We start from the raw sequence: 13,376 nt of genomic DNA on the forward strand, positions 1-13,376 counted from the left end.
CATGTCCATTCTCGAATCACTCATCGGTCCGATCACCTCGATCCTCGACAAGGTCATCCCCGACAAGGCCGCGCGCGAGCGAGCCAAGCTCGAGCTTCTCCAGCTTCAGAACAGCCAGGAACTGAAGACGATCGAGGCACGCCTGTCGGCCATCGTCACCGAAGCGCAATCGAAGGACCCGTGGACCAGCCGCGCGCGTCCTGCCTTCCTCTATGTCATGTATTCGCTGATCCTGTTTGCGATTCCCATGGGCGTGATCTCCGCGTTTCGCCCGGAAACGGCAGACGCCATCGGACGTGGCATGACGAGCTATCTCGCCGCGCTGCCCGAACCGCTCTACGCGCTCTTCGGCACCGGTTATCTCGGCTATACGGTGGCGCGCCAGTGGGGGAAGGCAAAGGGCACAGATCGTTAGGAAATAGTCCCTAATGAAACCGGGGACGGGGCGAACTTCTCCCAATAATCGGACCGCCCCCCCTTGCCCTCGATCAATCACAAGCGCATAGGCCCGTCCCATTGTGAATTTCCCAAGAGGGTTTGATGGGCGACATGATCCAGAACGATCGCAAGCGATCGAACAAATCCGGCATGAATGTCGATAGCGCGCTGGTGCGCGAACTTGCCGAATTGCTCGGCGAAACCGGCCTGACCGAGATCGAGGTCGAGGATGGTGAACGCAAGATTCGCGTTTCGCGCGCTGGTGGCATTGCCAGCGTGGCTGCGGCTGCTCCGGTGATGGCGGCTCCCGCTCCCGCAGCAGCGCCTGCCGCGGCTGAGGCTGCTCCTGCCGCTGCTGCCGTGAATGCCGATGCGGTTAAATCGCCGATGGTCGGCACGGCCTATCTGGCGCCCGAACCCGGCGCGCCCGATTACATCAAGGTCGGTCAGCAGGTTAAGGCAGGCGACACGCTGGTCATCGTGGAAGCGATGAAGGTGATGAACGCCATCCCCGCGCCCCGTTCGGGCACGGTGACGCAGATCCTGATCAGCAATGCCGAGCCGGTCGAATTCGACCAGCCGCTCGTCGTGATCGAGTGACGCGAGCAGCATAATGGCCATCAAGCGTATCCTGATTGCCAATCGCGGCGAGATTGCGCTGCGCGTTCACCGCGCCGCGCAGGAAATGGGGATCGAGACCGTCGCGGTGCACTCCACCGCCGACGCCGACGCGATGCATGTGCGCCTTGCCGACCATTCGGTCTGCATCGGCCCGCCGTCAGCGACCGACAGCTATCTCAACATCGCGGCGATCATTTCGGCAGCGGAAATCTCGGGCGCGGATGCTATCCACCCCGGCTACGGTTTCCTGTCCGAAAACGCCCGCTTTGCCGAGATCGTCGAGGCGCATGACATCGCGTGGATCGGGCCTAAGCCCGAGCATATCCGCACCATGGGCGACAAGGTCGAAGCCAAGCGCACCGCAGGCGCGCTGGGCCTCCCCCTCGTTCCGGGCAGCGATGGCGCGGTCGAAAGCGCCGAGGAAGCACTGAAGCTGGCTGAGGAGATCGGCTATCCCGTGCTGGTCAAGGCGGCGAGCGGCGGCGGCGGCCGCGGCATGAAGGTCGTGAAGAATGCCGAAGAGCTCCCCTCGCAGATGAGCGCGGCGCGTTCGGAAGCGAAATCGGCCTTTGGCGACGACACCGTCTATATCGAGAAATATCTCGGCAATCCGCGCCACATCGAATTCCAGGTGTTCGGCGACGGCAATGGCAATGCCATCCATCTGGGCGAACGCGACTGCTCGCTGCAGCGCCGTCACCAGAAGGTGCTGGAGGAAGCTCCCTCCCCCGTGATCAGCGCCGAAGAGCGTGAGCGCATGGGCGAGATCTGTTCGAAGGCCATGGCCGACATGGGCTATCGCGGCGCGGGCACGATCGAGTTCCTGTGGGAAAACGGCGAGTTCTACTTCATCGAGATGAACACCCGCCTGCAGGTGGAGCATCCCGTAACCGAGGCCATCACCGGTCTCGACCTCGTGCGCGAACAGATCCGCATCGCAGAGGGCAAGCCGCTGTCGGTCGCGCAGGAAGACCTGCGCTTCACCGGCCACGCGATCGAGTGTCGCATCAATGCTGAAGACCCTTTCACCTTCGCCCCTTCGCCGGGTGAGGTGACCAGCTATCACGCGGCGGGCGGCATGCATGTTCGCGTCGATAGCGGGATCTATGCCAGCTATCGCATTCCGCCCTATTACGATTCCATGATCGCCAAGCTGATCGTCTATGGCCGCACCCGCGAAGGCTGCATCATGCGCCTGCGCCGCGCGCTGGAGGAGATGGTGATCGAAGGCGTGAAAACCTCGATCCCGCTGCACGAGGAACTGGTCCGTCAGGAAGACTTCCTGTCCGGCGATTATTCGATCAAGTGGCTGGAAGAGTGGCTGGCGCAAAGAGACGTCTGATTTTTACGCCAACTCTTTAAGAAATTGTCTTATTTCCTGCCGGGGCCCGCTTCGTTTGACGAACGGGCCCCGACTTGCGACAATCGGGGCAAATCATCGGCGCATCCCTCTGATCGCGCCTTTTTCACGCGGCGCGCCTTTTGCGCGCGCCCTCACCCCCGAGCACAGGAAAAATTAATGGCAATTGCAAAAACCGGTGACACCGTATCCATCGACTTCGTCGTGCGCACGCAGGACGGGAATGTGGTGGGCGGCACCCAGGAAAATGGTCCCCAGACGCTCACCATCGGCGGCGGCGAAGTGATGCCGCAGATCGAGGACGCGCTGCAGGGCATGGAAGTCGGCGGCGAAAAGACCGTGACGGTCGATTCCGAAAACGCTTTCGGTCCGCGTCAGGAACAGATGATCATCGAAATTCCGCGCGCGCAGCTGCCCGCGGATCCCGCTCCGCAGCCGGGCATGCAGCTGGCCGCCCAGCAGCAGGACGGTTCGACCGTCAACCTGACCATCGTGCAGGTCGAGGACGACAAGGTCGTTGCCGACGGCAACCACCCGCTGGCGGGACAGGACCTGACCTTTGGCCTGACACTGGTCGAGATCAAGAACGCGGCCTGATGCCGTGGCATAGTGCGCGGGGGCGACCAACGCCCCCGCCGCTGGCGGCTGGGGACATGCCGCCTTACAAATGCCCCATTGGCTTGCCCACCCACCCCATCGCCACTAGCCTCAGCCTGCCCCTTGGATCGAAACCCTGCCTTATGCGGCGGGCACGGCGGGGCGCGGATGGGGGCGCATTGCAATGGCGGTTGAAAATGGGAACAACGAACGCCCCGGTGAGACGCAGGACGGCCTGACACCCTTTCTCCCCGGCCAACGGCGCATCCCGCTCAGCGCTATTTTCCTTCTTCTTCTCGTCGCCCTTCTGGTCGGCTTTAGCGTCAGTGACGGAGCCGGTGCCAGCTGGGCCGGTCTCGGAATGTTGCTGCTGGTGCCGGCCGCGATGGGTGGGTTAACCGCCGATCTGGTCGACCCTGACGGCACGCAATCGATGCTGGGCTGCTATCTCTACCCCACGCTTTTCCTGATCGCGCTCAGCGTGATCGGTTATGTCGTTTTCGGCGAGGGCGCCATCTGCCTCGCCATGGCGCTGCCGCTGTGGGTTCCGGCCGCCATGACCGGCGCACTCGTGTCTCACCTCAATGCAAGACTTCGGCGCAAGCATGAAGCGCGCCTTCAGGGGCGTAGCTATGCCGCGGGATGGTTGCTGCTGCCATTGGTGGTGATCGGCTATGACGCAGCCTATCCGCCCGAATGGCAAGACCGCGAAGTCGTGCGCGAAGTCATTGTCGATGCCGATCCCCGGACAATATGGCCCATGCTCGTCAGCGTGCCCGCGATTTCACCTGACGAAGGCAAGGCGAACCTGACGCAAGACATTCTTGGAGTGCCGCGCCCCAGTTCGGCGCGGCTGGTGCGCCGCGATGGAGATCTTGTTCGTCTGGCGCGATGGGGCAGTGACATCCGCTTCGAAGAATCGATTACCCGGATCGACGCAGGCCGCGCCATCACATGGCACTTTGCCTTCCCCGACGACTCGGTTCAGGCCCATACCGATCGCCACATCTCACCCGATGGCGCGACGCTGAAGATAGATAGCGGTGGATATACGCTCAAACCGGTGGGTAAAAACAGGGTCAGGCTGCGCCGTGCCACTTCCTATCGCATGCGCACGCGAATGCCGGGCTATATCGGCTGGTGGGGCGATGTGCTGCTGGGGGATGTGCAGGAAAACATACTGGCCGTGGTCCGCGACCGCGCCGAAGCGCGCTCCGCAGCCCTGGCGATCAGAACTCCCAATTGACCAGAAGCTGCGCGAGCTTGCCCGCCTTCTTCCGCCCGCCGCCAAGGCCCGCAACGGTTAGCTCCGGCCCGTCGGCAAGCGGGCGCAGGCCGGCGCTACGGTCGGTGGCGGTAACGTCGAAATCGAGAGCAAGCGCCCCCGCAGGCTGCAGCCCCGCCGCCTGCCTTGCGGCTGGATCGGGCAGTGCGCCTGTCGGGGCGGATTGTGCAGATACCGGGGAATAAGCCGCAAGGCAGACCATGCCCGCCACCCCCGCGATCAGCGGCCTGGGCAGATTTGGGCTGGTCCGGTTTACTGGCTGCATCAGCTAGACTTGTCCCCAGTCGGTTAAGGCCAGACGAAAATACTTGCCTGATGTGACGTTAACGAGACTCGTCCGTAGAAGGTTCCGATGGGCGAATGGTCCGCCCACCAGCTGATGACAGCTCAGCGCGCCTTGATCGGAACGCCGGGCTGGCTCTTGGCCGTGCGGATCACCAGCGATGTCTTGACGCTGGCGACGTTCGGCGCAGGCGTCAGCTTGCTGGTCAGGAATTCCTGAAAGCTCTGCAGATCGTGGCTTACGATCTTCAGCATGAAATCGATCTCGCCATTGAGCATGTGACATTCGCGAACTTCGGGCAGCGTGCCCATGTGCTCCTCGAACGTGCGCAAGGCTTCCTCGGCCTGGCTCTTCAGGCTCACCATCGCAAAAACGGTGATCGTGAAGCCCAGCGAAGCGGGATCAAGCTCTGCGTGATAGCCGCGAATGATGCCCGCTTCTTCCAACGCGCGCACGCGGCGCAGGCACGGCGGCGCTGTCAGCCCGACTCGGCTGGCCAGTTCGACGTTGGTGATGCGGCCCTCAGATTGCAGTTCCGCCAGCAGGTGACGGTCTATTTCATCCAGAATCATAAGGCGTTCTTCCTTTACCGTCTTCTTGCGGGGCGCGACCTCTCTTGTCGCATTGGGGGACGGCTGCCCCGACACATAACAAAGTTTTTACCCTCTATCCCGGCAATTTTTTCGGCGCCATGCCATTTATGTGAAGTCTGTTCCAGATTGCTACGTGCTCGCCGGCGCACTTTTGTAACGTTAGGACTTTGTTTACCCCCTGCAAAGACGGCATTGGCCATGCGTTTCATCGCTGCCCAGGGCCGTTTTGGCGCAGGCCGGAACCGCCGGACTGCCTGTTCAATGGGGGCTTGATGACGCTGGACGATCGCTTGCGCACGGTGCTTGCCGTGTCCGTCGATGGCGAGAGGGCCGCGCTGGCGCAGTTTCGCCAGCTCGTCGACCTACTCGGATCGGGCGGAGCGGTGGCCGACGGACAGCTGATCGCCTCTGCCTTCCTGCGCATCTCCGTTCTTTCCCGCCGCCTGCCGGTGGCCGAACGCGTCGCGATCCTGGGCGAACCGGGTGTGCGTCTGCGCGCCGCGACCCTGGTCGCCCAGCTGTGCGAGGGCGACGAACGCGTGGCCGAAGCTGCGCTCAACGCCGCCGATCTCGATAGCCATGGCTGGGATGCGATCGTACCCATGCTGGCCAATGGGCTGCGCCGCCGGGCAGAGCTTTTGCGGCTCAACGCGCGGCGCCCCGGTGTGGCTGAAGCGGATGAACCGGCCGACCTGTCCGAATACGAACCGGCTCCGCCCCCGGCAGTGACACGGGGCCAAGAATTCGCGCATGATGGCGGCGATGAACTTGCCGAGGAAATCTTGACCGCCGACGACATGCCTACCCCTGCGCCCGCGCCGGCTCCTGAGCCTTCGCATGTCAGCGCCGAAGGCGGCACCCTGCCCGCAGCACGCGCGCCTGCGGTTCGCACCCATGCCTTTGGCTGGCGCGCCGCGCCGCGCGGCGATACCCGTCCCGGCGACATTGCCGGCCTTGTGCAGCGGATCGAGGAATATCGCGAGCACCGCGCCACCCGCGGGCCGGAGGACAAGCCCGCCGAGCCTGTCCGCGAGATCGAGCCCACCGTCACGGCCGCCATAATCGACCTCAGGATCGACAGCGACATGCGGATCAGCTGGGCCGGCCATTTCGCGCCCATGCTCAAAGGCCTCGGCCTTTCCCCGGCAGAGGATGCGTCCGCGCTGATCGACGAACGCTCCGCCGCCAAGCTGCGCCGCCAGCAGGTCGTGCGCGGCGGCGCAGTGACGATCACCGCCTCGCCCGCGATCAGCGGTGGCTGGCGGCTGGACGCGGTGCCGCGTTTCGACACCGTCGGCCGGTTTCTCGGTCACCATGCCCGCATCACCCGCCAGCCCGCCAAGCGTGACGAGAGCGATCCGCGCGGCGACGAGGTACGGCAGGCCCTGCACGAGCTGCGCACGCCGCTGGGCGCGCTGCAGGGCTTTGCGGAGATTATCCAGCAGCAATTGTTCGGACCCGTTCCCAACCGTTATCGCGCGCAGGCTGCCGACATTGCCGCCGAAAGCGCGCGCCTGCTGGCAGGGCTGGAAGAGGTCGAGCGGCTGGTCCGCATGCGCGGGGGCAAGATGGCGATGCCGGGCGGAGAGACCGCGCTTGCCGATCTCCTCGGTCAGCTGGCCGACCAGTTCGCGGCGATCGATCAGGGCAGCGGCGCCCATTTCGTGCTTTCGGCGCCCGGCGCCGATGTTGCGATCCCCGTGGCCGAGGTAGAGGCCGAGGGCATGTTCTGGCGCCTTCTTGCCACCTTGTCGGCAGCAGCGCAGCCGGGCGAGACGCTTTACATGGACCTGACAGCCAATGGGCAGGTCGAGCTGGCCGTAACCCTGCCCGCCAGCCTGCGCGGCACAGCCCTTTTCAACGCAGAGGTCGGTCGCAGCGAGCGCGGCGATCCGGTTCTGGGCATGTTGGGTGCGGGTTTCGCCCTGCGGCTGGTCGCGGCAGAGGCGCGCGCAGCAGGTGGTGCGCTGTCGCATGATGACGAGCAGGTCGTCATCCGCCTGCCTCGGACGCAGGATGAATCGCCCGATTTGCATGAAACCGCTGCCTGAGAAGCGAACATCTTCATTCCTTCGCTTGCCATCTGCGAAAGTGGCGGCTAACCGCTTGGCCGCGATGGGCCTGTAGCTCAGCGGTTAGAGCTGGCCGCTCATAACGGCTAGGTCGCGGGTTCGAATCCTGCCGGGCCCACCACCCCCTTCCGCAAACGGCGGAAACGCGTACATATTTGAAGTGCAAAGGCTTTTCTCGTCAGACTGTGACACTTGGCTGTGACAACATGGATGACGAGATGGGAAAAGTTCGCTGGCTGGAGCAGCGCAAAACGAATGGCGTATGGTACATTCGTGTGCCGGTCCCAAAGCACCTCATCCCGCTAGCGGGCACGCGTGCAAAAAGAAAAAGTCTGGAGACCAAGGACCAAAAGGCCGCTCTCAAGGCCTACCGCAAGGCACTTGGTGAGATTGAAGGCGAATTTGAGAGGCTAGAGGCCCGGCTGGCAGGTTCCACCCGCATTGAGCGTGTTCGCTTGACCGGTGATCTAGACGCTTTGACGAAAGCCGACCTTGAAGAACTGGTGCGGCAATGGTGGGAAAGGCGCGAGGCGGCTCGCAGCTTCGATGACAGCTTTTTACCTACATCACAGGAAATTTCCGACCTCCGCGAAATTGACCGGCAATCGACGCCAGATAGCGTCGCAAGAATGGTTGACCGGCTCTTGGTAGAAGCCGGAGTTCGAAGTGCGCCAGTGAAGATGGGGAAATTCACCACATCGGTGGAATACCCTCTCGTGGACCGTTCGAGCCAAATCTACCGTAGGCTTATTGATATTGTTGATCGGGGCCTTCGTATTGAAGAGCAGCTTTTGCTGGATGAGGCAGAAGGCAAGCGCAGGGCCGCTTACGACCCTCTGTTTAACCCCTCGGGGGACAAGATGGGCCAAGCCGGTAGCTCCGCTCCCAAAACCCTTGAGCACCTTATTGCGGCTTTCCAAGCTGAACGCGAACTGCAACACGGCAAGGAAAGCACTGAGCGCAAATACGATCTCCTGTTCCGTACTCTGCGGGAAGTCTGGGGTCCCGATATGGCGGTCCGAGACATCGACCGCGCCAAGGTCATCGCGATTAGGAAAACACTCGAAGCGTTGCCGCCGAACTCGATGAAGCGCTTCCCAAAGCTTTCGGTGTTGAAAGCCGTTGAACACGCAAGGGGGACGAACCTAGCAGGCCTCGCCCCCAACACCGTAAATTCATACCTGCAAAACCTTCTGGCCATGCTTCGCTGGGCCGAGGGGCAGAATTGGGGCGTCAAACTTTACCTTCGTGATCTTGCTCCTGCTCGACGTGCAAACGTTAAACGCAGGGGCTTCACTCCCGATGAACTCACGCTCCTCTTTGATGCCCTGCACAGCTTTAAGGAGACTAACCCTACGAAGTTTTGGGTACCTGCGCTCGCTCTTTATTCCGGCGCACGCGCTGGCGAGCTTTGCCAACTTCAAAAGGCTGATGTGCGCGGTGTAGAAGAAATCCCATTCATTGACTTCTCCGTTTTTAACCCAGACACCGGCTTGCGCGTTGACGATAAAAACTTGAAGACCGATGCCAGTGAACGGCAGTTGCCCTTGCACAGCGAGTTGTTGGCATCTGGCTTCCTTGAGTTTGTTGAAAACACAGACACGGACCGGCTCTTCCCCGACTTGCTTCCCGGCTCCAAGGATGATTACGCCCACAATTTCTCAAAGTGGTTCGGCCGCTTCAAGAAAGGTGTAGGGCTCCATCAACCATCACTAGTTTTTCATAGCTTCCGACACGGCTTTCGCGACGCATGCCGCGAAGTTGGAATATCCGAGGACCTCGCTATGGCCTTGGGCGGGTGGGCAACCAGAAATGTGGCCTCTGGGTACGGCTCTAAGGGGGCGCGTCGAATTCCTGCATAGGGAAATGGAAAAAATCCAATTCGAGACATTTAGCCTTACTTCTATGCGAAAAGTGACGACACTTAAGGCCATCAGTTTTGAAGAAAAATGCAACGGGTTGCACTTACCTGATCCGATAATTCATAAGAACTAGGCATAGCGTTTGCCTGACACCCTAAGACCCTATCAATCAGGGATACACTTGCGTGTTTCGGAGATATTGTAGCCCTCGGGAGCGGGTTTGTAAGCGTCTGTAGAACGAGGCCAACGCTTATCCCGGCTTTGTTGGCGTCGTAGCTTCTTTGGATTGATTTCAACAACCACCAACTGGTCATTCAATCCGCCGCGCACCCGACATACGTCACGTTCGCGCGATAGCTTCGCAGGTCGACGCAGCCGACTGTCGCCAAAACGACGATTATTCACAAGCGCCATGTAGGCATGAACATCGAGAGCCGCAGCATCGATCAACGCCGAGAAACTCTCCAAATCTTTGTTCCATGAGAGCGTGATAAGACAGTCCACTTGGCCCTGAAAATTCGCGCGATATCCCATGTTCAAAAGTTCGCTACAAACCAGAATTCCGAAATGAAGGTCATTGTGCTGGTAGACCCGCTTATTATCAGCCCCTTCCGCCCATTGCAGACCGTGGCTGGTATACAAAAGTTCCTCCTCATGAGGAGCAGGCAGGGTCTTGCGCTGACGAATTTGAACGGATGACGGATAGCCTAACCTATCATCAGAAAGCACCAGAACCGCTGAACTATCTACCCTCTTGTTAGAATGGTGCGTGTAGTCCAACCCAGCAATCAGACTAATGCCATTCGACCGCAATCGACCTGCTATGGTGTTAATCCAACATTCAGGCACCGAAAGTTCTGGCAAGAGCAAATAATCAGGCTTTGGGAAGGCTCCAATCGCGGTATTCACTATCCTAGCTAATTGACGGTACCGACTAAGCGACAAATCTGGTGCGTCAGCGGCTCCTTTTTCCCAACATTCGTCAGTAACCTCGAAACTCGTCAGCCCCAGCCTCACAGGGCGAAGAGGTGCCGAACGTTTCAATACAATTGGCGGAGGCTTAACGTTGTCAGAGCTTTCAAAAGGAGCGACTGGCAAACCCTCTCCGTTATCGCCTTTCTCCAACGGTTCCAACTCATCCGCTAGGTTGCTCCGCACCCAGACCCCACGCACTGCGCGCGTGTAATCTGCCCATGCATGCGCAGCGGTTGTTGGCTCGGCAAAAACACACTCCTCGGGCAAGTAAAGTGCGATCTCCTCCGGCGTGTAAGGTCGCGTGGGAAAGAGAAAGGGGAGGATAGAATTTTGTGACCGATCATCGGCGGACGTGATCGCCACCGACGCCACGCGTCTTGGGGCCGTCCCCTCTACTGTTTTCTCAGTACGGGCTAAAAACTGGCGTAAGAGATCAGAATACGGATATCTATCTGCCAAAATTGCGTCACTCGACTTCTCTGGCGGCTGTCCAATTGCATCGGTCCGGAGATGTTCACGATACGGAGTGCGCGCCCAATCTGCCTCTCTTGCTTTAAGGGCTAGATCGACCAGCTCTTTCGCGTCCAGCTCTAGATCCTTTAGCAAGCCAATCAGAGCCCGTTGCCTGATAGGCCCGGTGGATATTGGAAACGCACGAATTAGCGCTTCGCGAAAGAAGCGCTGGACTTGAGAACGCGTGTCTTTCCAAACTTTAGCGGGGACAGAATTAGCCTTGATGCCGTTGATCCGCATCGTAGCAGAGCCTGTCGCTTCCTGAAGTTTGAAGATAGCAGAGATCGTTTCCTGATATACTCTACGCGCCGATGCCCAATCACCGAGCGATACAGCGAACGACAAAAGGCGCGGCAAATGATCAATTTGCTCAAGCACCTTGTCCGGACGAATTACATGTTCGTGAGCGAATTCATAGAAGTCTTCCCGCTGAGATTTCCATTCTTCAGGCCGAAGGTCGCGTGCCAACGTATTGACTGCACGTAGGAGAACGGACCAACCTAGTCGGCGTAAGGTTAGCCCATCTGCCCGTCGCAAGCTGTCAGCATCGTCTGATGCTTCACTTGCCGCAAGCGCGCGTGCGGCTTCTGACCGTTCGATTTGCTCCGGAAGCGGCATGGTCCTTCGCTCACTCGACACTTCCCGGATTTGCGCTGCGATGTGATCGAGCAGGTCGGCTCCTGACCGACCACTAAGAAAGAAAGTTTTCTGCTTTGCAGCCTGCAGCGTGATCGTTGTGGCCCCACCCCATTTTGGCAAGTCCAAAATGACGTTGCCGTCAGCTGTACGCTTGAAGGCAGGAATTCGTCTAACAATGAATTTCCAAAGGTCGTGAGTTGATCGGATTTCCTTGCTGTCATGCAGGACCAAGAAAAGGTCGTCTACATAGCGGGCATAGTAAACCGGACCCAGCTGTTGCTCGACCTGGCGATCTAGAAAAGTAAGTAGAACATTCGAAATCACTCTAACTACAGATAGTCCTATAGGAATTCCACCTTGGTGATTTTCATCAAGCGGACAATCTAATATTTTCAGTTGCTCACAGCAGAGGGCTGACCACGCGCTCAACGCGGAACTGATAACTTGGCTAAAGCTCAACTCAAACGCACTCAGTTCAACACCCAGATCCTCGAGAAATTCCGGGTGAACAAAGAAGCTGGGGTCGATGTTGTGATAGAAGCTGCCGACGTCGAGGGTCATCGCGATGATTGGCTGCTCCCTATCAACCGCATCGCGCATAGCTTTGAGACCATCATCCCGCCATTTTCGATATGGCTCAAAGTATGGCTCAAACGAGCCTAGAGCTTCTCGGTGATAGTCTCCGATCCATTTTCGATCTTTGCCTTCTCGATAACGCCGGACGCGTGCGGCAAGCGCGTGCGAAGAAAGGCATGCATCGAACTTATGGCCGACAAAATTGACCCAAAGAGCTGAAATGATGTGAGCCTCAACACTGAAGTGAAGCGTCCCGGGTTTTCCGGAGGCTCCTATTTGTGAGAAGGAGCCAGAATGAGCGCTACAAGGAACAAGTTTTCGCCAGAGTTTCGTGACCGCGCGGTGCGAATGGTGGATGAGCACCGGGGGGATTACCCGTCGGAATGGGCAGCGTTGTCTTCGATTGCCGGGAAGGTTGGCTGCACGACCGAGACGCTGCGCCGCTGGTGCCGTGAGGAGGCGAGCCGACGAGCGGGACCAGCGGCGCAGGCCGCCAGCGACCGGGACCGGGTCAAGGCGCTGGAACGCGAAGTGAAGGAGTTGCGCCGGGCCAACGAGATACTCCGCAAGGCATCCGCATATTTTGCTCAGGCGGAGCTCGACCGCCACGGCAAATGGTGATGTCGTTTATCGACACGCACCGTGAGGAACTGGGTATCGAGCCGATCTGCCGTGAACTGGCGATCGCCCCGTCCTCCTACCACGAGCATGCTGCCCGGCTTGCAGATCCTACCAGGCGTCCGGCCCGTGCCCGGCGCGATGATGAGATCAAGGAAGAGATCAGGCGTGTCCATGACAACAACTTTGGCCTCTACGGTTCCCGCAAGGTCTGGCACCAGTTACGCCGCGAGGGCATCGCTGTGGCCAAGTGCACCGTGGAACGGTTGATGCGCACCATGTCGCTGGCAGGCGTGCGACGAGGCAAGACGACGGTCACGACCGTCAGCAACCCCAAGGCGCCGTGCCCGCTCGACAAGGTCAACCGCGAGTTCCGCGTCAGCCGGCCGAACGCTTTGTGGGTGGTCGACTTTACCTATGTCCACACCTGGGCCGGGTTCGTCTACGTGGCATTTGTGATCGATGCCTATGCCCGCCGGATCGTGGGCTGGAAGGTCAGCACGTCGGCGACCGCCGGCTTCGTGCTCGATGCTCTGGAACAGGCGATCCATGCGCGCAGGCCTGGCCCTGATGACGGCCTGATCCATCACAGCGACAGGGGCGTCCAATATCTGGCCATGAACTACACCCAGCGCTTGGCAGAGGCCAACCTCGTCCCGTCCGTTGGCAGCGTTGGCGACAGTTACGACAACGCTTTGGCCGAGACGATCAACGGCCTCTACAAGGCGGAAGTGATCTGGCGGCAGCGATCATGGCCAAGCGTGTCGGCCGTGGAAATGGCAACGCTACGCTGGGTCGATTGGTTCAACAACCAGCGTCTGTTCGGCCCCATCGGGCACATCCCACCCGCTGAGGCCGAAGCCAATTACTATGCAGCTAGAGGGAACCTCGATATGGTCGCATGACTCAATTGAAACTGCCTCCGGAAAATCCGGGACGCTTCA

The 13,376-nt window shown here is 59.8% G+C and carries 11 protein-coding genes, 1 tRNA gene and 1 other annotated feature; of the genes, 9 read left to right on the forward strand and 3 right to left on the reverse strand.

Going from position 1 to position 13,376, the window contains the following annotated elements; translation table 11 throughout:
• Nucleotide 1 precedes the first annotated feature (1 nt).
• From A9D13_RS07470 to A9D13_RS07490, 5 genes are all read left to right on the forward strand, one after another.
• Nucleotides 2-415, forward strand: a complete 414-nt coding sequence (locus A9D13_RS07470; protein WP_066772102.1) for a holin family protein — start codon at nt 2-4, stop codon at nt 413-415.
• A gap of 173 nt (nt 416-588) precedes the next feature.
• A complete protein-coding gene (accB, locus tag A9D13_RS07475) occupies nt 589-1,038 on the forward strand; it encodes an acetyl-CoA carboxylase biotin carboxyl carrier protein (protein ID WP_172808122.1) in 450 nt (149 codons plus the stop codon).
• A 13-nt stretch (nt 1,039-1,051) separates the two neighbouring features.
• Complete coding sequence (accC, locus tag A9D13_RS07480) at nt 1,052-2,401, forward strand: acetyl-CoA carboxylase biotin carboxylase subunit (RefSeq protein WP_066772104.1); 1,350 nt, start codon at nt 1,052-1,054, stop codon at nt 2,399-2,401.
• 177 nt (nt 2,402-2,578) lie between these two features.
• On the forward strand, nt 2,579-3,016 hold the full coding sequence (locus A9D13_RS07485) for an FKBP-type peptidyl-prolyl cis-trans isomerase (protein WP_066772106.1): 438 nt from the start codon (nt 2,579-2,581) through the stop codon (nt 3,014-3,016).
• 184 nt (nt 3,017-3,200) lie between these two features.
• Nucleotides 3,201-4,262, forward strand: coding sequence for a hypothetical protein (locus A9D13_RS07490; RefSeq protein ID WP_066772108.1), 1,062 nt, complete (start codon nt 3,201-3,203; stop codon nt 4,260-4,262).
• On the opposite strand, the gene A9D13_RS07495 is transcribed toward A9D13_RS07490, so the two are convergent.
• Nucleotides 4,246-4,566: a hypothetical protein gene (locus tag A9D13_RS07495; RefSeq protein ID WP_156521957.1), complete on the reverse strand. Its 321-nt coding sequence runs from the start codon at nt 4,564-4,566 to the stop codon at nt 4,246-4,248. The genes A9D13_RS07490 and A9D13_RS07495 overlap by 17 nt on opposite strands.
• A 122-nt stretch (nt 4,567-4,688) precedes the next feature.
• Nucleotides 4,689-5,156 (reverse strand): Lrp/AsnC family transcriptional regulator, encoded by a 468-nt coding sequence (locus A9D13_RS07500; RefSeq protein WP_066772115.1) that lies wholly within the window; start codon nt 5,154-5,156, stop codon nt 4,689-4,691.
• A gap of 293 nt (nt 5,157-5,449) precedes the next feature.
• Here A9D13_RS07500 and A9D13_RS07505 point away from each other — a divergent pair, with 293 nt between their 5' ends.
• The 3 genes from A9D13_RS07505 (at nt 5,450) to A9D13_RS07515 (ending at nt 9,111) form a co-directional block, all read left to right on the forward strand.
• A complete protein-coding gene (locus A9D13_RS07505) occupies nt 5,450-7,228 on the forward strand; it encodes an ATP-binding protein (RefSeq protein ID WP_066772117.1) in 1,779 nt (592 codons plus the stop codon).
• A 66-nt stretch (nt 7,229-7,294) separates the two neighbouring features.
• Nucleotides 7,295-7,370 (forward strand) — tRNA-Ile (locus tag A9D13_RS07510).
• Nucleotides 7,371-7,455: 85 nt separating this feature from the next.
• Nucleotides 7,456-9,111 (forward strand): site-specific integrase, encoded by a 1,656-nt coding sequence (locus A9D13_RS07515; RefSeq protein ID WP_066772119.1) that lies wholly within the window; start codon nt 7,456-7,458, stop codon nt 9,109-9,111.
• A 165-nt stretch (nt 9,112-9,276) separates the two neighbouring features.
• Here A9D13_RS07515 and A9D13_RS20455 read toward each other — a convergent pair whose 3' ends face one another.
• Nucleotides 9,277-11,838 carry an RNA-directed DNA polymerase gene (locus A9D13_RS20455; RefSeq protein ID WP_156521958.1) on the reverse strand — a complete coding sequence of 854 codons (2,562 nt, stop codon included), beginning with the start codon at nt 11,836-11,838 and terminating at the stop codon, nt 9,277-9,279.
• Nucleotides 11,839-12,108: 270 nt separating this feature from the next.
• Between A9D13_RS20455 and A9D13_RS07525 the strand changes: the two genes are divergently transcribed.
• Nucleotides 12,109-13,337 (forward strand): IS3 family transposase gene (locus tag A9D13_RS07525; RefSeq protein WP_373288794.1). Its coding sequence is split into 2 segments (ribosomal slippage): nt 12,109-12,400 and nt 12,400-13,337, totalling 1,230 coding nucleotides; the frame shifts between segments, so codons are not numbered across the junction.
• Nucleotides 12,390-12,504: a sequence feature (AL1L pseudoknot), on the forward strand. Its footprint overlaps the gene before it by 115 nt.
• Nucleotides 13,338-13,376: the final 39 nt, after the last annotated feature.

Origin of the sequence: Croceicoccus mobilis (assembly GCF_001661965.1) — a bacterium.
Lineage (GTDB): Bacteria > Pseudomonadota > Alphaproteobacteria > Sphingomonadales > Sphingomonadaceae > Croceicoccus > Croceicoccus mobilis.

Excerpts from the sequence above, each read along its gene's own strand:
- A9D13_RS07470 (WP_066772102.1), top strand. The coding sequence starts at position 2 with ATGTCCATTCTCGAATCACTCATCGGTCCGATCACCTCGATCCTCGAC.
- accB (WP_172808122.1), top strand. The coding sequence starts at position 589 with ATGAATGTCGATAGCGCGCTGGTGCGCGAACTTGCCGAATTGCTCGGC.
- accC (WP_066772104.1), top strand. The coding sequence starts at position 1,052 with ATGGCCATCAAGCGTATCCTGATTGCCAATCGCGGCGAGATTGCGCTG.
- A9D13_RS07485 (WP_066772106.1), top strand. The coding sequence starts at position 2,579 with ATGGCAATTGCAAAAACCGGTGACACCGTATCCATCGACTTCGTCGTG.
- A9D13_RS07490 (WP_066772108.1), top strand. The coding sequence starts at position 3,201 with ATGGCGGTTGAAAATGGGAACAACGAACGCCCCGGTGAGACGCAGGAC.
- A9D13_RS07495 (WP_156521957.1), bottom strand. The coding sequence starts at position 4,566 with ATGCAGCCAGTAAACCGGACCAGCCCAAATCTGCCCAGGCCGCTGATC.
- A9D13_RS07500 (WP_066772115.1), bottom strand. The coding sequence starts at position 5,156 with ATGATTCTGGATGAAATAGACCGTCACCTGCTGGCGGAACTGCAATCT.
- A9D13_RS07505 (WP_066772117.1), top strand. The coding sequence starts at position 5,450 with ATGACGCTGGACGATCGCTTGCGCACGGTGCTTGCCGTGTCCGTCGAT.
- A9D13_RS07515 (WP_066772119.1), top strand. The coding sequence starts at position 7,456 with ATGGATGACGAGATGGGAAAAGTTCGCTGGCTGGAGCAGCGCAAAACG.
- A9D13_RS20455 (WP_156521958.1), bottom strand. The coding sequence starts at position 11,838 with ATGCGCGATGCGGTTGATAGGGAGCAGCCAATCATCGCGATGACCCTC.